The sequence below is a fragment of the Pseudothauera hydrothermalis genome, assembly GCF_003345255.1.
In the GTDB taxonomy this organism is placed as follows: domain Bacteria; phylum Pseudomonadota; class Gammaproteobacteria; order Burkholderiales; family Rhodocyclaceae; genus Pseudothauera; species Pseudothauera hydrothermalis.
This window is the reverse complement of the sequence record NZ_CP029331.1, coordinates 2,435,607-2,456,329: the sequence shown is the minus strand read 5'-3', so window position 1 is coordinate 2,456,329 and position 20,723 is coordinate 2,435,607. Positions and strand designations below refer to the sequence as shown.

The window sequence follows — 20,723 nt, the reverse complement described above, 5'->3', positions numbered from 1 at the left end:
GAGACTTCATGAACCGACTGATTTCCCGACTTGCCCTGGCGCTTCTGGCTTGCACTGCCGGTGCGGCCGCAGCGCTCGATGCTGTGCCGCGGGCGGTGGAGGTGGATCGCATCGTCGCGGTGGTCAACAACGAACCGATCACCGCCACACAACTGCGCGCAAGCCTGGAGCGCGCCATACGGCGCCTGGCGCAGCAAGGTACAGAATTGCCGCCGCGCGAGGCGCTCGAACGCCAGATGCTGGAGCGCCTGATTCTGGAACGCGCGCAACTGCAACGTGCGCGCGAACTGGGCCTGCAAGTGGATGAAGGCATGCTCGAGCGCGCCATCGGCCGGGTGGCCGACAACAACCGCATGACGCTGGAGGCGCTGCGCAACGCCTTGGACAAAGACGGCATCCCCTGGCGCCGGTTCCGTGACGAAATCCGTACAGAGTTGCTGTTGCAGCGCTTGCGTGAGCGGGAAGTCGACAGCCGCATCGTGGTCACCGAAGCCGAGGTGGATAATTTCATCGCCACCAATCCGGACGCTTTCTCCGGCCGTGAATATCGTCTGGCGCACATCCTGTTGCGCGCGCCTGAAGGCGCCTCGCCCGCGCAACTCGATGCCCTGCTTGCCCGCGCCAGGCAAATCCAGCGCCGGCTGGAAGAGGGTGAAGACTTCGCAGCGGTCGCGGCTAGCGTCTCCGATGCCCCGGATGCAATGAACGGCGGCGAACTTGGGTGGCGCAGCCGGGATCGCCTGCCGGCCATTTTCGCCGAGGCGCTCGAAACCCTCCGTCCAGGCGAGGTTTCGCCGATTTTGCGCAGTGCCGCCGGTGTGCATCTGGTCAAGCTGCTCGAGGTGCGCGGCGGGGAACTCGGCGCCGATAGCGTGCAGCAGACCCGGGTCAGTCATATTCTGATTCGCACCTCCGAAGTGCTCTCCGACGCCGAAGCCGAAAGCCGTCTCAAAGGTCTGCGCGAGCGCATCGTTTTGGGCAACGCCGACTTCGCTGAACTGGCCAAGGCGCATTCGGCCGATCCTTCGGCCGCCAAAGGCGGTGAGTTGGGCTGGATCTACCCGGGCGATACCGTCCCCGAGTTCGAGCGTGCCATGAACGCCTTGGCGCCGGGCGAAATCAGCGAACCGATTCGCTCCCCCTTTGGCTGGCATCTGATCAAGGTGCACGAGCGCCGCCAGCAGGATGTGTCCGACGAGCGTAAGCGCGCCATGGCACGCGCCGCGCTGCGTCAGCGCAAAGCCGAGGACGCGTTTGAAGACTGGATTCGCCAGTTGCGCGACAGCACTTATGTGGAATACCGCCTCGATCGATCATAAACCGCTGCTGGCGGTCACCAGCGGCGAGCCGGCCGGGGTCGGACCGGAGCTGTGTGTTCGTTTGGCCGCGCGCGACTGGCCGATGCGTCCAGTGGTGCTCGGCGATGCCGACTTGATCGCCGCGCGCGCGGCGGCGAGCGGGCAAAAGCTGCGGGTGCGCGAATTTGCGCCGGATGAGCCGGCGCAGTCCGGTGTGCTCGATGTACTGCATTGTCCCCTGGTCGTTGCCGCGCAGCCAGGCCGGCTCGACCCGGCCAATGCGGCCTATGTGTTGAGCCTGCTCGACCGCGCCATCGCAGGCTGCCGCAGCGGCGAGTTTGCCGGCATGGTCACAGCTCCGGTGCATAAAGGCGTGATCAATGAGGCTGGGGTGCCATTTTCCGGACACACCGAATATCTGGCGGAGCAGACCGGCACCGCGCGAGTGGTGATGATGCTGATCGGCGGGGGGCTGCGGGTGGCGCTGGCGACCACCCATCTACCGCTGTCTGCGGTGTCCGCGGCGATTACCCCGGCGGTGCTGGAAGACACCTTACGCATCCTGCACCGCGACCTGGCGGCGCGCTTTGGCCTGGCCGCGCCACGCATCCTGGTGGCCGGACTCAATCCGCATGCCGGCGAAGGCGGCCACATGGGGCGTGAGGAGATCGACGTGATCGTTCCGGTGCTCGAACGCCTGCGTGCCGAAGGCATGCAACTTCTGGGGCCCTTGCCTGCCGACACCATGTTTGTGCCCCATACCTTGCAGCAGGGCGACGCGGTGCTGGCCATGTACCACGACCAAGGGCTGCCGGTGCTCAAGTACGCAAGCTTCGGCGGCGGCGTGAATGTAACCCTCGGGCTGCCCATCGTGCGCACTTCGGTCGACCATGGCACTGCGCTGGATTTGGCCGGTAGCGGGCGAGCCGATCCGGGCAGCCTGTTTGCCGCGGTGGAGCTGGCCGCACAGATGGCGCGTGCATGCAGCGCCCATCCCTGAACCCACCTCTTTCCCACGGGCCGTAGATGGAACACCGCGCACGCAAGCGCTTCGGGCAGAACTTCCTGTCCGACCCGAACATCATCCGCAAGATCGTCGACGCCATCCGTCCGCTGCCCGACGACCTGATGGTGGAGATCGGTCCCGGCCTGGGCGCGCTGACCGAGCCGCTGCTCGAGCGCCTCGAGCACCTGCACGTGGTCGAGATCGACCGCGACCTGATCGCCCGCCTGCACCAGCGCTGGATGCCCGAAAGGCTCAGCGTGCACCAAGGCGATGCACTCAAGTTCGATTTTGGTGCGCTGGCCACCGACGGCCGCGCGTTGCGCATCGTCGGCAATCTGCCCTACAACATCTCCACGCCGATTCTTTTTCACCTTGCGCAATGTGCCGACAAGGTGCGCGACATGACCTTCATGCTGCAAAAAGAGGTGGTGATGCGCATGGTGGCCGAAGCGGGCAGCGAAGCGTACGGACGCTTGTCGGTGATGTTGCAATACCGCTTCCACATGGAGCGGTTGTTCGATGTGCCGCCCGGCGCCTTCCGTCCGGTACCCAAGGTCATGTCCAGCATCGTGCGCATGATCCCGTTGCCCGCCGAGCAACTGACCGCGCGCGACCAGGCATTGCTGGGCGAGGTGGTCGCGGCGGCGTTTGGCCAGCGCCGTAAAACCATGCGCAACACGCTGCGCAACTATTTGGGCGAAGCGGATTTTGCGGCGTTGGGAATCGACCCGGGGTTGCGGGCTGAGCGTTTGGCGGTGGCCGACTATGTGGCCATAGCCAATTATCTAGCCGACAGATGAGACGGGCCGGAATCATCCGGCCCGAAAGGCATGGATGAGGCGGCTTATTCCTTCTTTACCGGGCAGGTGTTCATGCCGAGCAGGGTGTAGGCCGGGCACCAGCCCAAAAGGCCGGTGGCCAGCGGCACCACGCCGATCCAGGCCCACACCGGACCGCCCATCAGCGCCCAAATGATCAGCGCAATGCCGACCACGATGCGCAGGATCTTGTCGATTCCGCCTACGTTCGCTTTCATGATGCTCTCCTTATGGGTTCCAGTAAGGCGTATTGGACCATCGTGCGCAGACATGGGTCTGTAACCCCGGTCACAGAGCGGCTGGCGTGGCGTGTTCAGTGCATGCCGCTGCGACCGTCGGCGGCCAGCCGGCGCAGCCCGGCCGGGTCGAGAATTTCCACCTGCTCGCGCGCTAAGCGCACCAAGCCGTCGGCGGCAAAACCCTTGAGCAGGCGGCTGACGATTTCGCGCACGCTGCCCAGCTCGTCGGCCAGCTGCTGGTGGGTGACATTGAGCACCCGGCCTTTGCCCAGCAGCAGGGCGGCCAGACGCTGGTCCAGCTTGCGAAAGGCCACTTCTTCGATCAACTGCATCAGGTCGGCGATGCGCTCGGCGAAAAGGTGAAAAACGAAGCTGCGAAAGGCGGGTTCGCCCAGAAGTTCGTCGAACACCGCCTTGGGCAGTACCATCAGCAGGGTGTCGGACTCGGTGACTCCGCGGGCGTTATAGTTTTCCTGGCCAAGCAGGCAAGATGAGGAAATGATGCAGGTCTCACCCGGGGCGACACGATAGAGCGGCAGTTCGCGCCCGCTGGGTGCGCATTTGGAAACTCGCACCGAGCCTTCGACCACAAAGGGAAAGCCCTCGCAAGCCTGATGGTCATCGAACAGCACTTGGCCCGCAGGCAGACGCATCCAGCGTGCGGCGGCTTCCAGGCGCGCACGCGCGGCCGCCGGCAAGCCGTCGAGCACCGGATAGAGCGTGGTAAGGCGTGCCAATGTATCCATGGCGGCTCACACTTCCAACTCCAGCACCACCGGCGCATGGTCGGACGGGCGCTCCAGCCGCCGTGGTGCCTTATCCACCGTGCAGCCGCGGCAGGCTGCGCGTAGTGGCTCGGAAACCAGGATATGGTCGATGCGCAGACCGAAGTTGCGCCGAAAGGCGAGCATGCGGTAGTCCCACCATGAATAACTGCGCTCGGGTTGGTCGAACAAGCGAAAGGCATCCACCAACCCGAGTGCGAGCAGCGCGCGAAAGGCGGCACGCTCGGGTTCGGAAACATGGATTTCGTCTTTCCAGTCCGGGTGAGCGTCGCGCGCTTCCGGGGCAATGTTGAAGTCGCCTGCTAGTATCAGCTTTGGGTGGCGGACCATCTCCTCGCGCACCCAGTCGGTGAGCGCGGCCAGCCAGCGCAGCTTGTAGTCGAACTTTTCCGAGCCGACCGCCTGACCGTTGGGAAAATAGCCGCAGATCAGGCGTACGCCGTCGATCGTGGCGGCAATGATGCGCTTTTGTGGGTCGGCAAAGCCGGGTATGTCACGGCTGACCTCGGCGGCCGGTGTCGGCGTGAGGATGGCAACGCCGTTGTAGGTCTTTTGCCCGTTGGTCACTGCCCGATAGCCCACGGCAGCCAGCGCCTCATGCGGGAAAGCCTTGTCTTCCAGTTTGAGTTCCTGCAAACAAAGCGCGTCCGGTCGGTGCTCGACAAGCCAGTCGAGCACCTGGGGCAGGCGGATCTTGAGCGAATTGACGTTCCAGGTGGCGATTTTCACAGGCGATTTTTTACGGGGAAGGCGGTTGAGTCTAACCGGTCACTCCAAGGCTAGTGCGTCGCTGCGATCAGGCGGCCACCATGCCGCTATGGCGCAGCAAGGCGTCGACCCGCGGTTTGCGACCGCGGAAGGCTTTAAAGGATTCCAGCGCCGGACGGCTACCGCCCACGGCAAGAATTTCGTTCAGGAAGCGTTCGCCGGTGCTGCGGTCGAGCACACTGCCGCGCTGGGCCGCGGCCTCCTCGAAGGCTTCGAAGGCGTCCGCGGAGAGCACCTCGGCCCACTTGTAACTGTAGTAACCCGCGGCATAGCCGCCGGCGAAGATGTGCGAAAAGCTGTGCGGGAAGCGGTGCCAAACAGGCGGGAAGATCACTGCCACCTCGCGCCGGACTTCGTCGAGCAGGCGCAGCACCGCATCGATCGGCACCGGCCCGCTGCGGGCATCCAGTTCGCTGTGAAGACGCAGATCGAACATGGCAAATTCCAGTTGGCGCACGGTTTGCATGCCGCTTTGAAAATTCTTGGCGGCAATCATTTTGTCGTACAGGGCGCGCGGCAGCGGCTCACCGGTATCAACATGGGCGCTCATCGCGCTGAGCACGTCCCACTCCCAGCAGAAGTTCTCCATGAACTGGCTGGGCAGTTCCACCGCGTCCCATTCCACGCCGTGAATGCCAGATACCGCCAGCTCATCCACCTGGGTGAGCAGGTGGTGCAGCCCGTGGCCGGCTTCGTGGAACAGCGTGAGCACGTCGTCATGGGTGAAGGTGGCCGGTTTGCCGCCGACCGGGCCGGGGAAGTTGCACACCAGGTAGGCCACCGGGGTGGAAAGCCCCGCGCTGCCCCGGTAGCGGCTGCGCGCCGAGTCCATCCAGGCTCCGCTGCGCTTGGTTTCACGGGCGTGCAGGTCGAGGTAGAAGTGGCCGAGGGTGTGGCCGTTGCGCTCGATGCGGAAAAACCGGGTGTCCGGGTCCCAGCGCGGCGCCTCGTCCGGCAGGATGTCGACACCATACAGTGCGCGGATGACGCCAAACAGGCCGTCGAGTACTTTGGGCTCGGGAAAATACTGTTTGACTTCCTGGTCGGAGTAATCGTAGCGCTTGACCCGCAGTTTTTCCGAGGCCCAGGCGATGTCCCAGGGCTCGAGTTCGGGCAGGCCCAGTTCCTCGCGCGCGAAGGTGCGCAGTTCGGCCAGGTCGCGTTCGGCGAAGGGTTTGGCCTTGGCTGCCAGCTCACGCAAAAAGGCGAGCACTTCAGCCGGACTGTCGGCCATTTTGGGCACCAAGGAGAGTTCGGCAAAGTTGCGGTAGCCCAGCATGCGGGCTTGTTCGTCGCGCAGCGCCAGAATACGCCCGATCAGCGGGCCGTTGTCCCATTCCGGCTTGCCGGCCTCCGAGGCGCGGGTGGCGTAAGCGCGGTACATGCGTTCGCGCAGGCCGCGGTCGTCGGCATATTGGAGCACCGGCAGGTAAGAGGGCATCTGCAAGGTGAATTTCCAGCCGGCCTGACCGTCGCGTTCGGCGGCGGCGCGTGCGGCCTCCAGCGCGTCGGCCGGGATGCCGGCCACGCCGGCTTCCTCGCGCACATATTCGGCGTGCGCGTTGGTGGCGTCGAGCAGGTTTTCGGAAAACTTTGCTGCCAGCTGCGAGAGTTCTTCCTGGATGGCCTGGAAGCGCGGCTTGAGTTCGTCCGGCAGTTCCGCACCGGACAGCCGGAAGTCGCGCAGCTCGTGCTCCACGATGCGTCGGCGTACCGGCGACAGTGCCGCGAAGGCGGGGCCATCGGCCAGCGCCTTGTACTTGTTGTAGAGCGCCAGGTTCTGCCCGACTTCGGCGTAGAAGCGGGATACTTCCGGCAGCATCTGGTTGTAGGCTTCGCGCCATTCCGGGATGTCTTTGACGCTGTGCAGATGGCCGACCACACCCCAAGCGCGGCCAAGCCGCTCGCCCGCCTCGGTGAGCGGCGCCACGAAACCGTCCCAATCGGGCGTGCCCGGTTCGGCGGTAAGCCGGGCGATCAGCGCGCGGTTTTCCTCGATCAGTGCGCGGATTGCCGGGGCGACGTGCGCCGGGCGAATGGCGTCGAAATCGGGTAAGGCTTGCAGGTGCAGCAGCGGATTGCTCATGAGGAATATTCCGTTCGGGGCAAGAGGCGCTATTGTGCCGAAAAAGCAGCAGGGGCGCCCGCAGGCGCCCCCTTGTCACGGCGCCCAGGGCGCTTACTCGATCAGTTCGCGATAGGCATGCCAGGTGGCGTGGCCGAGCAGTGGCAACAGCACCACCATGCCGACCATCAGGGTGGCAAAGCCAACAGCCATGGCGATGACGATGAGTGCCGCCCACAGCGCCATCGCGCCTGGATTGACACTGACCGCGCGCAGGCTGCTCATCATGGCGGTGGCGATGTCGGTGTCGCGCGCCATCAGCATCGGGATGGCGACCACCATCAAGGCAAACACCAAAGCGGCCAAGGCTGCGCCAACGCCAAGCCAGGCGAGGGTAAAGCGCAATTGTTCGCTATTCAGAAACACGTCGCGCAGCAGGTTGGAGACCTCCGGCAGGTTGCCGGAGTAGAGCAAGGCGAACAGGATGGCCGAAATCCGCTCCCAGGCGATCAGCATGAAAGCGAGCATGATGCCGCAGTAGAACAGGTTTGCCCGGTGCCGGCCCAGGGCGCGGATCGATTCCACCCAGCCGATGCGCTCGCCCAGCTCCCGCCGGCGCGAGATTTCATACAGACCGGCTGCGGCCAGCGGTCCGATCAGTAAAAAACCGGAGATTGCCGCGGTAAAGAGATACGGCTTGTTTGCCGCGTAAGCGAGGATCAGATAGCCGACGATCGACAATATTGCGCCGTGGGTCAGGCTGGCGAGCGGGTTGGCGCGCAGGTCTTCCCAGCCCAGGCGCAGCCAGTGCAGCGGAGCAGCGGTCGCTACACGACGGACATGCGGCAACTGGAAATGATGGTCCAGCGAATGATAGGAGTGGTCCATGGCAGCCTCCTTCGTTCTCTCTTAGGGGATAGGCGCGGTGCCGGTGCATTGGGAGGCATCCGGCCCGTGCTGTGTTGGATTGACGCTGTGCCAAGGAGTTCGGCGCCGAACGCGGCGCAATGACCGGTTCGCCCAAGCCCGCGGCTGCCGGCGACGGCGCAACACCCGCTTGCGTCGCCCCCAGGACGGAGGCGATTTACTCAGTCCAGCCGCTGGCCGGTGAGGCGCTCAAAGGCTTCGCGGTACTTTGCCGCGGTGTGCGCGATGACTTCGGCCGGCAGGCGCGGGCCGGGCGCTTTTTTGTTCCAGTCCAGCGTTTCCAGGTAGTCGCGCACGTATTGCTTGTCGAAAGACGGCGGACTGATGCCTTCACGGTAGCTGTCGGCCGGCCAGAAGCGCGAAGAGTCGGGGGTGAGTGCCTCGTCGATCAGATGCAGGGTGCCGGTCTTATCGACGCCGAACTCGAACTTGGTGTCGGCGATGATGATGCCGCGCCCGGCGGCGTAGTCCGCCGCCTCCGTGTACAGCGCAATGGCCGCGGCGCGCGCCTGTTCGGCCAGCTCGGCGCCGGTTTTGCCGGTGCCGGCGATGAGATCGGCCAGCGCCGCATCGCAGTGGGCCTGGGCGGTGACAAAGCTGATGTTTTCATCGTGCTCGCCCACGTCTGCCTTGGTGGCCGGCGTGAAGATCGGCGCCGGCAGCTTGGCTGCCTGTTTGAGGCCCGCCGGTAGGGCGATGCCGCAGATCGCGCCGCTGGCCTGGTAGTCCTTCCAGCCCGAGCCGATCAAGTAGCCGCGGACCACGGCTTCGATGGGCAGCGGCTTCAGGCGCTTGACCACCAGTGCGCGGCCGCGTACTTGGTCGCGTTCGTCGGCGGCCACCACGGCCTCCGGGTCGATGCCGGTGAGCTGATTGGGAATGATGTGGCCGAGGCGCTGGAACCAGAAGTTGGCCAGCGCGCAAAGCACCCGGCCCTTGTCCGGAATCGGGTCTGGCAGGACCACGTCGAAGGCGGACAGTCGGTCGCTGGTGACGATCAGCAGGTGATCGGCATCGACCGCATAGATGTCGCGCACCTTGCCGCGGCCCAGCAGCGGCAAGCTCTTGATGGAAGATTCGAATAGGGGCGTGCTCACGGAGTTGGTACCGGTGGAAGAAGGAAGTCTGGATTATAGGTGCGGATCGAGCGCCGCAGCGATGGCCGCCTCCCCTCAGATCAGTGCGTGGCCGAGCGTACGCAGCGCGATGCCCACCGCGGCGCCGGCCAGCGCGGGGCGCAACACCGCCGCCACCCGCGGTCCGGCGGAGATCAGCACCGCCACCCCGGCCACATCCAGCGGGTGGATCAGGAAACCGGCGCTGCGGTTGAGCATTGCGGCGTTGGCACTGCCTTCGCGCAGCATTTCGTCCATGACCCCCATCATGGCGGTGCCACCGGCAATGTACTTGGTCAGTGTCGGCAGGATCAGCGCCGGGTCGATCGCTAGCAGCGCAAGCAGTGGTGCGAGCAGCGCGGTTAGGGCGTCGATTGCCCCGGTGGCGCGCAAGGTCATCACCGCCACCAGGGCCAGCACCAGCATCGGGATGGCACCCACCGCAATCTTGAAGGCTTCCGCGCCGGCGCGGTTGATCACGTCGAGCACGCCCTTGGCATCCTCGGCAGTGCGGTGGTGCAGGGTCTCATCCACCGGCCCTTCGACCGCCGACAGTCCGCGCCCGAAAACATGCCAAGTGGCTGCCGCGGCGAGCAGGCCGCCGGCCAGTGAGAGCATCAGGGTGAAGGCAAAATTCAAGCCCATGGCCGCCATCGGAAAGGTGACGTTGGCCTGCGCCATGGCCATCACCATGGCCAGCGTGGCCGCAAGGTGACGATCGGACGCGCCGCGACCTTCCATCATGGTGAGCGTGGCCACCGGGGCGGCAAAGCTGACAAAGTTGACTTGCAGCGCGGCAAACGCGCCTAAGCCGGTGAGTCCTGCCGGGCGCAGCAGCGGCGTGGCGCGCTGCACCACCCAGTCGAGCGCCCCGCGCGCTTCGAGCAGGCGCATCAGCGACAACATGACCACCATGATGGGCAGCAGCACGAAAAGCGCCAGTTCCACCGCCGAGCGGCCGGCGCGCAAGACGATGTCGGTGAATAAATCCATGGTCGGAATTGGCGGGCGCCTCGACGGCGCAGCAAGAAAAAATAACGGCGCCCAAAGGCGCCGTGCTTGGGCTTACTTGGCGAGCGGCTCAGTCCATCGCCTCATAAAGCGGCAGGGTGAGAAATTCCGGGAAGGTCGCCGACAGCGACATGTCCTCGAAAATCTTGGCGGCTTGGTCGTAGGTGGCGGTGTCCTCGCCCTGGGCGCTGACCGTGGCCTTGACCTTGGCCAGTTCCTCGGGAATCAGCGCGCGCACCATCTCGGCGGTGACTTTACGGCCGTCATCGAGCACGCCCTTGGGTGACACCACCCACTGCCAGACCTGCGAGCGGGAGATCTCGGCGGTGGCCGCGTCTTCCATCAGGTTGTGGATCGGCACGCAGCCGTTGCCGGCCAGCCAGGCGCCCAGGTAGTGGATGCCGACATTGATGTTGTTGCGCAAGCCCGCTTCGGTGATCGGCTGCTCGGGCTGGAAGTTGAGCCAGTCCTTGGGGCCAAACTGGCCTTCGACCTGCTTGTCCCACTGGTTGGGACGGTCGCCCAGCACCTTGACGAATTCTTCCATGGCGATGGACACCAGGCCGGGGTGCGCCACCCAGCCGCCATCGAAACCGTCGTTGGCGTCGCGCCGCTTGTCGTGACGGATGCCGGCGAGCGCCTTCTCGTTGGCCTCGGGGTCATTCTTGATCGGGATCAGCGCGCTCATGCCGCCAATTGCCGGTGCGCCGCGCTTGTGACAGGCCTGCACCAGGGCGAGCGCGTAGGCGCGCATGAAGGGCACTTCCATGGTGATGGCGCCCCGGTTGGCCAAGCAGAAGTCCTTGTTCTTCTTGAACTTCTTGATGCAGGAGAAGATGTAGTCCCAGCGCCCGGCATTGAGCCCCGCCGAATGTTCGCGCAGCTCAAACAGGATCTCTTCCATCTCGAAGGTGGCGAGAATGGTCTCGATCAGCACGGTGGCCTTGATGGTGCCGCGCGGCAGGCCAATGTGATCCTGGGCCATCACGAAGATGTCGTTCCACAGGCGGGCTTCGAGGTGGCTTTCCATCTTCGGCAGGTAGAAGAAGGGGCCGGCGCCGCGCGCCACCTGCTCTTTGGCGTTATGGAAAAAGAACAGCGCGAAGTCGAAGATGCCGCCCGAGACACGCTGGCCATCGACCAGCACATGCTTTTCATCCAGATGCCAGCCGCGCGGGCGCACCTGCAGAGTGGCGATCTTGTCGGCGAGTTTGTATTCCTTGCCGTTTTCGGCGACGAAGTCGATCTGCCGGCGGACTGCGTCATAGAGGTTCACTTGCCCCTGGATCTGGTTGTACCAGTTCGGGCTGTTGGAATCCTCAAAGTCGGTCATGTAGGAATCGGCGCCCGAATTGAGGGCGTTGATGATCATCTTGCGCTCGACCGGGCCGGTGATTTCCACGCGGCGGCATGCCAGCGCGGGGGGCAGCGGGGCAATTTTCCAATCGCCTTCGCGCACCGCCTGGGTCTCAGGTAAGAAGTCGGGCAGTTCGCCGGCGTCGATGCGCGCTTGGCGCTCGATACGGGCGGCCAGCAGGGCCTGGCGGCGGGGCTCGAAGGCGCGGTGCAGCTTGGCGACGAATTCCAACGCATCGCGGGTCAGAATCTGGTCGAAGCGCGGATGCAACGGGGCGTTGATCTGCACGCCCGGGGGCAGGTCGAGGCTCATAAAAACTCCGGTAAGCAAGCAGTCGATGTGCGTCTTGGGTGTTGACGCGGAAGCGCCGGGGCCGGCTGGCTGCCGCCTGCGGGGTTTTTCCCGTCTGAATGGCGTGCATGCCGTGGGCAAGGTCTCCTCCACCCGGCATCAGATGGTGCTGAGTCTATTGCGCGAAAAATGAAAATAGAAGATAACGCGCAATCAATTGATCTTTTACTTGTGGTAAAAAATGGATCAGCTCAAGCAAATCGAAAGCTTTGTCAGCGTAGCCACCCGGGGTTCGCTATCGGCCGCGGCGCGCGAAGCCGGGGTGACGCCCGCGGTGATCGGCCGCCGGCTCGATGCCCTGGAAGCGCGTCTGGGGGTGAAGTTGTTGCTGCGCACCACCCGGCGGATCACGCTCACTTTCGAAGGCAGCGCGTTTCTCGAGGACTGCCAGCGCATTCTCAACGATCTGGCCAATGCCGAGGCGTCGGTGAGTCTCGGCGGCATCAAACCCAGCGGGCATCTGCGCCTGACTGCGCCGGCCGGTTTTGGCCGGCGTCATGTGGCGCCGGTGGTGATGCGCTTTCTTCAAGACAATCCGGAGGTCAGTTGCACGCTGGAGTTATCAGACCGCATGGTCGATCTGCTCAACGAAGGGTTTGACTGCGCAATCCGCATCGGCGAGCTACCCGATTCCAGCTTGGTATCGGTGCGTCTTGCCGAAAACCGGCGGGTGGTGGTGGCCAGCCGCGATTATCTGGCCCGCCATGGCATTCCTCAGCGGCCACAAGATTTGTTGGGGCACAACTGCCTGTGTTTGGCACAACAGCGCGGGTGGCAATTCACCGGCGAGGACGGTGCGCCGCTGTTGTTGCGGGTGGCCGGCAACCTGGAGTGTAACGACGGTGCGGTGCTGCGCGACTGGACACTGGCCGGTCTGGGGCTGGCCTGGCGTTCCTTGTGGGAGGTGGGCGAGGACTTGCGCAGCGGCCGCCTGGTGCAGGTTCTGGAAAAGTGGGCCGCGGCGCCGCTGGGCATCTACGCGGTTTATCCGCAGCGCCGCCATCTGGCCTTGCGTGTGCGTCTGTTGCTGGATTATTTTCGTGACACCTACGCGCGGGCGGACTATTGGTCGTCTTGAGTGCAAGCGGGCCGCTTCCGAATCGTTGGCGCTTGCCCTACACTACGCGACTTTCACCGCCGGCCCGAGCGCCGGGCTGGCAGCCAAGGAAAAGCGCGCCCGATGTCTATCAAGTCCGACAAATGGATTCGCCGCATGGCGGAGCAGCACGGCATGATCGAGCCTTTTGCGCCGGAGCTGGTGCGCAGCAACGAGCACGGCAAGATCGTCTCTTTCGGCACCTCGAGCTACGGTTACGATGTGCGCTGTGCCAATGAATTCAAGATTTTCACCAACATCAACTCGACCATTGTCGATCCCAAGGATTTCGACTCGGGCAGCTTCGTCGATTTTGTCGGCGATGTCTGCATCATTCCGCCGAACTCTTTTGCGTTGGCGCGCACCGTGGAGTATTTCCGCATTCCGCGCAGCGTGCTGACCGTGTGCCTGGGTAAAAGCACCTACGCGCGTTGCGGCATCATCGTCAATGTGACGCCGCTGGAGCCTGAGTGGGAAGGCCATGTGACCTTGGAGTTTTCCAACACCACGCCGCTTCCGGCCAAAATCTATGCCAACGAAGGCGTGGCGCAGATGCTGTTTTTTGAGTCGGACGAGGTTTGTGAGACCTCCTACAAAGATCGTGGCGGCAAATATCTGGGCCAGACCGGCGTGACCTTGCCCCGGATCTGAACCAAGGCCGGCGCGGGGCGATTCACGGGGCCGCTTGGCGGCCCTTTGTGCTTTCCGGCTCATCGCCGGCTGTCATGCGGCGGCAACCACCTTACGGGTATGATGCCCGTTTCCCGGCCCTGGGCTGGACTGAATGCTGGAGACAGAGGGATGCGCTTTCATTTTCCGGTCATCATCATCGATGAAGACTTCCGCTCCGAAAACGCCTCGGGTCTGGGCATCCGTGCGCTGGCCAAGGCGATCGAAGAGGAAGGCATCGAAGTGCTGGGCGTGACCAGCTATGGCGATCTGACCTCGTTTGCGCAGCAGCAAAGCCGTGCGTCGGCCTTCATTTTGTCGATCGATGACGAGGAGTTTTCTTCGACCGAAGCCGCCAACCAGGCCATTGCCAACTTGCGCGCTTTTGTTGAGGAAATTCGCTTTCGCAACGCCGACATTCCGATCTTTTTGTACGGCGAGACGCGCACCAGTCGCCATATCCCGAACGATGTGCTGCGCGAGATGCATGGTTTTATCCACATGTTCGAGGATACTCCGGAATTCATCGCCCGCTATGTGGTGCGCGAAGCGCGCAATTACCTCGATTCGTTGGCACCGCCGTTTTTTCGCGCGCTCACCCACTATGCCGCCGACGGCTCCTACTCCTGGCACTGCCCGGGACATTCGGGCGGCGTGGCTTTTCTGAAGAGCCCGGTCGGGCAGATGTTTCATCAGTTCTTCGGTGAAAACATGCTGCGCGCCGACGTTTGCAATGCGGTCGAAGAGCTCGGTCAGTTGCTCGACCATACCGGCCCGGTGGCGGCCTCCGAGCGCAATGCTGCGCGCATTTTCAATTGCGACCACCTGTACTTTGTCACCAACGGTACGTCGACTTCGAACAAGATGGTCTGGCACACCACCGTGGCGCCGGGCGACATCGTGGTGGTCGACCGCAACTGCCACAAGTCCATCCTCCACTCCATCATCATGACCGGTGCGGTGCCGGTGTTTCTCACCCCCACCCGCAACCACTACGGCATCATCGGACCGATCCCGCTGGCCGAATTTTCGATCGAGAACATCCGTAAGAAGATCGCAGCCAACCCGTTCGCCAACGGCGCCAGCGGTAAGAAGCCGCGCATCCTCACCATCACCCAGTCTACTTACGACGGGGTGCTCTACAACGTCGAAGCGATCAAGCAGATGCTCGACGGCGAGATCGACACCCTGCACTTTGACGAAGCCTGGCTGCCGCACGCGGCCTTTCACGACTTTTACGGCGACTATCACGCCATTGGCGCAGACCGTCCGCGTTGCCGTGAATCCATGGTGTTTTCCACCCAGTCCACCCACAAACTGCTGGCCGGTCTGAGCCAAGCGTCGCAGATCCTGGTGCAGGATTCCGAAACCCGCAAGCTCGACCGCGACATCTTCAATGAAGCCTACCTGATGCACACCTCGACCAGCCCGCAGTACGCCATCATTGCGTCGTGCGATGTGGCCGCGGCGATGATGGAGCCGCCCGGCGGCACGGCATTGGTGGAGGAGTCGCTCGTCGAAGCGGTGGAATTCCGCCGCGCGATGCGCAAGGTCGAAGCCGATTTCGGCCCGGATGACTGGTGGTTCAAGGTCTGGGGGCCGGAATACCTGGCCGAGGAAGGGGTTGGCAGCCGCGAAGACTGGATGCTCAAAGCCGGTGAGCGCTGGCACGGCTTCGGCGATCTGGCCGAAGGCTTCAACATGCTCGACCCGATCAAGGCCACGGTGATCACCCCGGGCCTGGATGTGGATGGCGATTTTGCCGAGTGGGGCATTCCGGCGGGCATCCTCACCCGTTATCTTGCCGAGCACGGCATCATCGTCGAAAAAACCGGGCTGTACTCTTTCTTCATCATGTTTACCATCGGCATCACCAAAGGCCGCTGGAACACATTGGTCACCGAGCTGCAGCAGTTCAAGGACGACTACGACCGCAACCAGCCGCTGTGGCGGGTGATGCCCGAGTTCATCGCCAAGCATCCGCGCTACGAAAAAGTTGGCTTGAAGGATCTGTGCGCACAGATTCACAGCTTCTACAAGGCGCACGATGTGGCGCGCCTGACCACCGAAATGTATTTGTCCGACATGGTGCCGGCGATGAAGCCGGCCGATGCGTTCGCCAAGATGGCGCATCGCGAGATCGAGCGTGTGCCGATCGACGAACTGGAAGGGCGGGTGACCGCGATGCTGGTCACGCCCTATCCACCGGGTATTCCGCTGCTGATCCCGGGTGAGCGTTTCAACGCCACCATTTGCCGTTACCTGCGGTTTGCGCGCGATTTCAACGCCAATTTCCCAGGGTTCGAGACCGACATTCACGGCCTGGTGCGAGAAGAGCTCGGCGGCGCGGTGAATTATTACGTGGATTGCGTGCGCTGACAGGCCGTTGAAAAAGACGACTGCGGTGGGCCCTGTTTCGGCGTTGCGCGCTGCTTCGCCCATCACTCGATCGGCCGCGGTTGCTCTGCGCCGTGCGCCGGCGGGGCGGATCACAGGGTATAGTTGCGGCCCATGACTACCACGCTTTCGATTGCTGTCGCACAGCTCAACTTCACCGTTGGCGATCTTGCCGGCAACGCCGACCGCATCATCGATGCGCTGGCGCGCGCGCGCGCCGAAGGCGCCGATCTGCTGCTCACCCCGGAGCTGGCGCTGTCCGGTTACCCGCCAGAAGACCTGCTGCTGCGGCCGGATTTCTACCGCGCCTGCGCGCGCGAGATACAGCGCATCCTGCCGCACACTCGAGACATCACCCTGGTGCTTGGCCATCCCGAAGCGGTCGATGGGCAGCGTTTCAACGCGGCGTCGGTGATCCGCGATGGCGTGGTCGAGGCGGTGTATCACAAGCTCCTGCTGCCCAACTACGAAGTCTTCGACGAGGAACGCTATTTCGATGCAGGATCGGCGGCCTGCGTGTTCAGCCTCAAGGGCGTTCGCCTGGGCGTCAACATTTGCGCCGACGTGTGGGAGCCAGGGCCCGCCGAACTGGCCCGCGAGGCTGGGGCCGAGCTGTTGCTGGTGCTCAACGCTTCGCCCTATCACATGAACAAGCAGACCAGTCGCTATGCGGTGATGCGCGAGCGCGTGGCCGCCACCGGGATGCCGGTGCTCTACTGCAACATGGTCGGCGGACAGGACGAGCTGGTGTTCGACGGCGCCTCCTTTGCGTTAGACCGCAACGGCGCGCTGGCCTGGCAAGCGCCGTCTTTCGATGAGCGGGTGGATCTCGTGCGCTTTGCTGACGGGGGCTGGTCGTCGGGCGCCAAGGCTGCGCCGCGCGCGCTCGAGGCCGAGGTCTATGAGGCGCTCAAATGGGGGGTGCGCGACTATCTGGACAAAAACCGCTTTCCCGGCGCGATCATCGGTCTGTCCGGGGGCATCGACTCTGCGCTGACGCTGGCCGTTGCGGTCGATGCGCTCGGTGCCGAGCGGGTGCGCGCGGTGATGATGCCTTCGCCCTACACCGCGCAGATGAGTTTGGACGATTCACGCGAAATGGTCCGCCGGCTGGGCGTGCGCTATGACGAGATTCCGATCGAGCCCGCCATGCGGGTTTTCGATGGCCTGCTTGCCGCGCAGTTTGCCGGTTTGCCGGCCGATACCACCGAAGAAAACCTGCAAAGCCGCATCCGCGGCATGATTTTGATGGCGCTGTCGAACAAAACCGGCGCCATCGTGCTCACCACCGGCAACAAGAGCGAGATGGCCACCGGTTATGCCACGCTGTACGGCGACATGGCCGGCGGTTTCGCAGTGCTCAAGGATTTGTACAAAACCTTTGTGTTCCGGCTGGCGCGCTGGCGCAACACCCAGGGCGAGGTGATTCCGCCCAATATCATCGCCCGTCCGCCATCGGCCGAACTCAAGCCGGATCAAACCGACCAGGACACGCTGCCGCCCTACGAAGTGCTCGATGCAATCATCGAAGCCTACATGGAGCGCGATGAGTCGCCGCACCAGATCATTGCCGCAGGTCATCCGGAAGAGGACGTGCGCCGTACCGTGGCGATGCTCAAGCGCAACGAATACAAGCGCCGCCAGGCGCCGGTGGGCATCCGGGTGACCCGTCGCGGCTTCGGCAGGGATTGGCGTTATCCGATAACATCGCGTTACCAGGACGAGTTCTGAGCGCCGGCGTCCACGAGCCCGGCGAGCCCGCAACCGAACAATGAGGACTACCCGATGAAAAAGATCGAAGCGATCATCAAGCCGTTCAAGCTCGACGAGGTGCGCGAGGCGCTCTCCGAGGTGGGCATCACCGGCCTGACCGTGACCGAGGTCAAGGGCTTCGGCCGCCAGAAGGGCCATACCGAGTTGTATCGCGGCGCCGAGTACGTGGTGGATTTTCTACCCAAGATCAAGATCGAAATCGTCATTGGCGACGACCTGGTGGAGCAGGCCACCGAGGCCATCATCAAAGCCGCCCGGACCGGCAAGATTGGCGATGGCAAGATCTTCGTGATGCCGGTCGAGCAAGTGGTGCGTATCCGCACCGGCGAGACCAACGAAGCGGCGATCTGAGCGCCTCAACTGCGCCCGCGGGCGCCAGGTGCGCGCAACAACACCAGCAGCGCGCCGGCGCCGCCGGCATGAGGGCCGGCTTGGCAAAACGCCAAAATCTCTTCGCGCTGTGCCAGCCAGCCGCGGGACAAGTGCTTGAGAATCGCGACTCGTCCCGGCGAACCCAAGCCCTTGCCATGTATGACCCGCACACAGCGATGTCCGCGTTGCAGGCTGGATTGCAAAAAACGCCCGAGCGCCTCACGTGCCTGGTCGCGGTTCAGTCCGTGCAGATCGACTTCTCCTTGTAGTACCCAGCGCCCGCGGCGCAGGTCGCTGAGCACCCGGCGCGGCAGGCCAGGGCGTAAAAAAGCGGCTTCATCGCCGATGTCCAGGCGATCTTCCAAACTCAGCGGGTTGTGCAGCGATTCGTGCAGCGTTGCCGATTCGTCGGCGCGATGATGCAAGGGCACGGGCGGCGGCGGTCTGCTGCCGGTGTCCGCACGAGCATGGCGCGCAGCCAGCGGGCGGACTTCTCGCATGGCTTGGCGGAACAGCGCACTGTCTTCGGCACTGGGGCCGGTAGGCGAAAGCGGAGACTCAGCCGCTGCGGGAGGGTTGGAGGGCCGGGGGCGGGTTTGCGCGGCTTCCCAGGCGCGCAGCAGCGCACCTTTGGTGTTTTTACGCAGCGCCTTGAGCTCGGCCAGCGCCCGCGGCGGCCCAGGCTGCGCATCGCCGGCGGCCGTGGCTTGCGGTGCCGGCGGCCGCGGGCGGACGCGGCGTGGCATGGCTGGAATCAGCGCTGGTTGCCGAGCGCATCCAGGTAGCGTTCGGCGTCGAGCGCGGCCATGCAGCCGCTGCCGGCTGAGGTCACCGCCTGGCGGTAGATGTGGTCCTGCACATCGCCGGCGGCAAAAACGCCGGGAATGCTGGTCTGCGTGGCGTTGCCTTGGCGTCCGCCGCGGGTGACCAGGTAGCCGTTTTCCATTTCCAGCTGGCCTTCGAAGATGTCGGTGTTGGGCTTGTGGCCGATGGCGATGAATACGCCTTGCAAGGCGATGTCGCGCGTGGTGCCGCGGTCGAGTTCGCGGATGCGGATGCCGGTCACCCCGGTGTCGTCGCCCAATACCTCGTCCAGAGTGGCGTTCAGGGCGAGTTCGATTTTGCCGGCGGCGACTTTTTCCATGAGCTTGTCGACCATGATTTTTTCCGCGCGGAATTTGTCGCGCCGGTGCACCAGGGTCACCTTCTTGGCGATGTTGGCCAAATACAGCGCCTCTTCCACCGCAGTGTTGCCACCGCCGATGACCGCAACGTCTTGGTTTTTATAGAAAAATCCGTCGCAGGTGGCGCAGGCCGATACCCCGCGTCCGGAGAATTTTTCTTCCGATGGCAGGCCGAGATATTTGGCGGTGGCCCCGGTGGCAATGATCAGCGCGTCGCAAGTGTATTCGCCAGCATCGCCGATCAGGCGGAACGGACGCTCCTGAAGTTTGGCGGTGTGGATATGGTCGAAAATGATCTCGGTGTTGAAGCGCTCCGCATGCTTTTGAAAGCGCGCCATCAGATCCGGGCCCATGACGCCGTCGGCATCGGCCGGCCAGTTATCCACCTCGGTGGTGGTCATGAGCTGGCCGCCCTGGGCGAGGCCGGTGATCAGTACCGGGTTGAGATTGGCGCGCGCGGCATAAACGGCGGCGGTGTAACCAGCCGGACCGGAACCGAGGATCAACAGACGGGCGTGCTTGGTGGACATGGTCAGGGTGCCTTCCATCATGTGGGGATGGGCCCGATTATAGCCGAGCGCCGGCGCGCCCCGTTTCAGCGGCTGTCCGGTGCAGCGGTTGGTGCGGGCCGAAATGCTGTTCGTCATAGATGTTCGTCTATACTAAGTGCGCCGCATCACGCCATAAACATGTTTCGCAGGGCGCTGCCCGTCGGAGAACTCATGAGCCAGCCGACCGCCGTTTCCATCATTGCGCTGAAGACTTTTCCGCTGTTTCAGGGCTTGTCCGACGAGGTGCTCGCCGCGGTGGCGCAGTGTTCGATGATGCGACGCTTTCCGCGCGGGCAGGCGGTGGTCCATGCCGGCGATCGCAGTGACTTCGTGTATTTCGTGCTCACCGGCAGCCTGAAGGTGGTGGTTAGCGACGAGGATGGTCGGGAGGTGATCCTGTCCATCCTCGGCCAAGGCGAGTTGTTCGGCGAAATGGCGATCTTCGGCGAGCAGCCGCGTTCGGCCTCGGTGGTGGCGGTTACCACCGCGGACTTGGTGATGATCGCCAAGCAGGATTTCCGCCAGATCATGAAAGACAATTTCGAAGTCGCCTGGCGCATCATGTGCAACCTGGCCGAACGTTTGCGCCATGCCGATCGCAAAATCGAAAGCCTGGCGCTGATGGATGTTTATGGCCGGGTTGCCCGCCTGCTGCTGGAAATGGCCGAAGAGCGCGACGGCCAGATGATCGTGGTGCGCAAAATTTCCAAACAAGACATCGCCAAGATGATCGGCGCTTCGCGCGAGATGGTCAGCCGGGTGATGAAAGATCTCAGCGTGCAGGGTTTGATCGAGGAAGGCGAGCGCGGCATCGTGCTGCGCGAACGCCTGAACGACCTTTGACCCGGATGGGGCATGAGGTCCGCCGCTGCCGGGAGATTGTTACCGCGGGCAAGCGAGACGGTGAGCATCGGGCGGTTCGACTATAATCGGCGGCCGAC

General features: G+C 63.7%; 20 protein-coding genes. 10 read left to right on the top strand and 10 right to left on the bottom strand.

The features are described from left to right. Positions 1–8 precede the first annotated feature (8 nt). Genes DIE29_RS11780 through rsmA form a run of 3 tightly spaced genes read left to right on the top strand, consistent with a single transcriptional unit; the run spans position 9 to position 3,104 of the window. A complete protein-coding gene (locus DIE29_RS11780; RefSeq protein ID WP_114649985.1) occupies positions 9–1,319 on the top strand; it encodes a peptidylprolyl isomerase in 1,311 nt (436 codons plus the stop codon). Continuing rightward, a complete protein-coding gene (pdxA, locus tag DIE29_RS11775) occupies positions 1,291–2,298 on the top strand; it encodes a 4-hydroxythreonine-4-phosphate dehydrogenase PdxA (RefSeq protein WP_114649984.1) in 1,008 nt (335 codons plus the stop codon). Before DIE29_RS11780 ends, pdxA begins: the two co-directional genes overlap by 29 nt. 26 nt (positions 2,299–2,324) lie before the next feature. Beyond that, positions 2,325–3,104: a 16S rRNA (adenine(1518)-N(6)/adenine(1519)-N(6))-dimethyltransferase RsmA gene (gene rsmA / locus DIE29_RS11770; RefSeq protein ID WP_114649983.1), complete on the top strand. Its 780-nt coding sequence runs from the start codon at positions 2,325–2,327 to the stop codon at positions 3,102–3,104. A gap of 44 nt (positions 3,105–3,148) precedes the next feature. Here the strand turns inward: rsmA and DIE29_RS11765 are convergent, their stop codons facing one another. The 8 genes from DIE29_RS11765 to aceB form a co-directional block, all read right to left on the bottom strand. After that, complete coding sequence (locus DIE29_RS11765; RefSeq protein ID WP_102042538.1) at positions 3,149–3,340, bottom strand: YgaP family membrane protein; 192 nt, start codon at positions 3,338–3,340, stop codon at positions 3,149–3,151. 95 nt (positions 3,341–3,435) lie between these two features. Then, complete coding sequence (locus DIE29_RS11760; RefSeq protein ID WP_108080665.1) at positions 3,436–4,107, bottom strand: Crp/Fnr family transcriptional regulator; 672 nt, start codon at positions 4,105–4,107, stop codon at positions 3,436–3,438. A gap of 6 nt (positions 4,108–4,113) precedes the next feature. After that, on the bottom strand, positions 4,114–4,875 hold the full coding sequence (gene xth, locus DIE29_RS11755) for an exodeoxyribonuclease III (protein ID WP_114649982.1): 762 nt from the start codon (positions 4,873–4,875) through the stop codon (positions 4,114–4,116). A gap of 67 nt (positions 4,876–4,942) precedes the next feature. After that, positions 4,943–7,000 carry a M3 family metallopeptidase gene (locus tag DIE29_RS11750; RefSeq protein WP_114649981.1) on the bottom strand — a complete coding sequence of 686 codons (2,058 nt, stop codon included), beginning with the start codon at positions 6,998–7,000 and terminating at the stop codon, positions 4,943–4,945. 93 nt (positions 7,001–7,093) lie between these two features. Further along, a complete protein-coding gene (locus tag DIE29_RS11745; RefSeq protein ID WP_114649980.1) occupies positions 7,094–7,867 on the bottom strand; it encodes a DUF2189 domain-containing protein in 774 nt (257 codons plus the stop codon). A 200-nt stretch (positions 7,868–8,067) separates the two neighbouring features. Continuing rightward, positions 8,068–9,003 carry a phosphoribosylaminoimidazolesuccinocarboxamide synthase gene (locus DIE29_RS11740; protein WP_102042533.1) on the bottom strand — a complete coding sequence of 312 codons (936 nt, stop codon included), beginning with the start codon at positions 9,001–9,003 and terminating at the stop codon, positions 8,068–8,070. Positions 9,004–9,078: 75 nt separating this feature from the next. Further along, on the bottom strand, positions 9,079–10,014 hold the full coding sequence (locus tag DIE29_RS11735) for a nucleoside recognition family protein (protein ID WP_102042532.1): 936 nt from the start codon (positions 10,012–10,014) through the stop codon (positions 9,079–9,081). An 88-nt stretch (positions 10,015–10,102) separates the two neighbouring features. Further along, entirely contained in the window at positions 10,103–11,701 is a 1,599-nt protein-coding gene (gene aceB, locus DIE29_RS11730) for a malate synthase A (RefSeq protein WP_114649979.1), read from the bottom strand. 25 nt (positions 11,702–11,726) lie between these two features. Here aceB and DIE29_RS14625 point away from each other — a divergent pair, with 25 nt between their 5' ends. The 6 genes from DIE29_RS14625 to DIE29_RS11705 all read left to right on the top strand — a co-directional run bounded on the left by DIE29_RS14625 (position 11,727) and on the right by DIE29_RS11705 (position 18,026). Further along, positions 11,727–11,873 carry a hypothetical protein gene (locus tag DIE29_RS14625; protein WP_162860626.1) on the top strand — a complete coding sequence of 49 codons (147 nt, stop codon included), beginning with the start codon at positions 11,727–11,729 and terminating at the stop codon, positions 11,871–11,873. Positions 11,874–11,921: 48 nt separating this feature from the next. Beyond that, positions 11,922–12,818, top strand: a complete 897-nt coding sequence (locus tag DIE29_RS11725) for a LysR family transcriptional regulator (RefSeq protein ID WP_102042530.1) — start codon at positions 11,922–11,924, stop codon at positions 12,816–12,818. Between the two features lie 102 nt (positions 12,819–12,920). Beyond that, positions 12,921–13,487: a dCTP deaminase gene (gene dcd / locus DIE29_RS11720; RefSeq protein WP_102042529.1), complete on the top strand. Its 567-nt coding sequence runs from the start codon at positions 12,921–12,923 to the stop codon at positions 13,485–13,487. Positions 13,488–13,637: 150 nt separating this feature from the next. Continuing rightward, complete coding sequence (locus DIE29_RS11715; protein WP_102042528.1) at positions 13,638–15,884, top strand: arginine/lysine/ornithine decarboxylase; 2,247 nt, start codon at positions 13,638–13,640, stop codon at positions 15,882–15,884. Between the two features lie 132 nt (positions 15,885–16,016). Beyond that, positions 16,017–17,633: an NAD+ synthase gene (locus DIE29_RS11710; protein ID WP_102042527.1), complete on the top strand. Its 1,617-nt coding sequence runs from the start codon at positions 16,017–16,019 to the stop codon at positions 17,631–17,633. Between the two features lie 54 nt (positions 17,634–17,687). Next, positions 17,688–18,026 carry a P-II family nitrogen regulator gene (locus DIE29_RS11705; RefSeq protein WP_102042526.1) on the top strand — a complete coding sequence of 113 codons (339 nt, stop codon included), beginning with the start codon at positions 17,688–17,690 and terminating at the stop codon, positions 18,024–18,026. A 5-nt stretch (positions 18,027–18,031) separates the two neighbouring features. Here DIE29_RS11705 and DIE29_RS15000 read toward each other — a convergent pair whose 3' ends face one another. Next, on the bottom strand, positions 18,032–18,793 hold the full coding sequence (locus DIE29_RS15000) for a Smr/MutS family protein (RefSeq protein WP_102042525.1): 762 nt from the start codon (positions 18,791–18,793) through the stop codon (positions 18,032–18,034). A gap of 8 nt (positions 18,794–18,801) precedes the next feature. Beyond that, positions 18,802–19,761 carry a thioredoxin-disulfide reductase gene (trxB, locus tag DIE29_RS11695; RefSeq protein ID WP_102043281.1) on the bottom strand — a complete coding sequence of 320 codons (960 nt, stop codon included), beginning with the start codon at positions 19,759–19,761 and terminating at the stop codon, positions 18,802–18,804. Positions 19,762–19,953: 192 nt separating this feature from the next. Here trxB and DIE29_RS11690 point away from each other — a divergent pair, with 192 nt between their 5' ends. Continuing rightward, complete coding sequence (locus DIE29_RS11690; RefSeq protein ID WP_114649978.1) at positions 19,954–20,625, top strand: Crp/Fnr family transcriptional regulator; 672 nt, start codon at positions 19,954–19,956, stop codon at positions 20,623–20,625. The last annotated feature ends 98 nt before the right edge of the window (positions 20,626–20,723 follow it).

Excerpts from the sequence above, each read along its gene's own strand:
- DIE29_RS11780 (WP_114649985.1), top strand. The coding sequence starts at position 9 with ATGAACCGACTGATTTCCCGACTTGCCCTGGCGCTTCTGGCTTGCACT.
- pdxA (WP_114649984.1), top strand. The coding sequence starts at position 1,291 with ATGTGGAATACCGCCTCGATCGATCATAAACCGCTGCTGGCGGTCACC.
- rsmA (WP_114649983.1), top strand. The coding sequence starts at position 2,325 with ATGGAACACCGCGCACGCAAGCGCTTCGGGCAGAACTTCCTGTCCGAC.
- DIE29_RS11765 (WP_102042538.1), bottom strand. The coding sequence starts at position 3,340 with ATGAAAGCGAACGTAGGCGGAATCGACAAGATCCTGCGCATCGTGGTC.
- DIE29_RS11760 (WP_108080665.1), bottom strand. The coding sequence starts at position 4,107 with ATGGATACATTGGCACGCCTTACCACGCTCTATCCGGTGCTCGACGGC.
- DIE29_RS11750 (WP_114649981.1), bottom strand. The coding sequence starts at position 7,000 with ATGAGCAATCCGCTGCTGCACCTGCAAGCCTTACCCGATTTCGACGCC.
- DIE29_RS11745 (WP_114649980.1), bottom strand. The coding sequence starts at position 7,867 with ATGGACCACTCCTATCATTCGCTGGACCATCATTTCCAGTTGCCGCAT.
- DIE29_RS11735 (WP_102042532.1), bottom strand. The coding sequence starts at position 10,014 with ATGGATTTATTCACCGACATCGTCTTGCGCGCCGGCCGCTCGGCGGTG.
- aceB (WP_114649979.1), bottom strand. The coding sequence starts at position 11,701 with ATGAGCCTCGACCTGCCCCCGGGCGTGCAGATCAACGCCCCGTTGCAT.
- DIE29_RS14625 (WP_162860626.1), top strand. The coding sequence starts at position 11,727 with ATGTGCGTCTTGGGTGTTGACGCGGAAGCGCCGGGGCCGGCTGGCTGC.
- DIE29_RS11725 (WP_102042530.1), top strand. The coding sequence starts at position 11,922 with ATGGATCAGCTCAAGCAAATCGAAAGCTTTGTCAGCGTAGCCACCCGG.
- dcd (WP_102042529.1), top strand. The coding sequence starts at position 12,921 with ATGTCTATCAAGTCCGACAAATGGATTCGCCGCATGGCGGAGCAGCAC.
- DIE29_RS11715 (WP_102042528.1), top strand. The coding sequence starts at position 13,638 with ATGCGCTTTCATTTTCCGGTCATCATCATCGATGAAGACTTCCGCTCC.
- DIE29_RS11710 (WP_102042527.1), top strand. The coding sequence starts at position 16,017 with ATGACTACCACGCTTTCGATTGCTGTCGCACAGCTCAACTTCACCGTT.
- DIE29_RS11705 (WP_102042526.1), top strand. The coding sequence starts at position 17,688 with ATGAAAAAGATCGAAGCGATCATCAAGCCGTTCAAGCTCGACGAGGTG.
- DIE29_RS15000 (WP_102042525.1), bottom strand. The coding sequence starts at position 18,793 with ATGCCACGCCGCGTCCGCCCGCGGCCGCCGGCACCGCAAGCCACGGCC.
- trxB (WP_102043281.1), bottom strand. The coding sequence starts at position 19,761 with ATGTCCACCAAGCACGCCCGTCTGTTGATCCTCGGTTCCGGTCCGGCT.
- DIE29_RS11690 (WP_114649978.1), top strand. The coding sequence starts at position 19,954 with ATGAGCCAGCCGACCGCCGTTTCCATCATTGCGCTGAAGACTTTTCCG.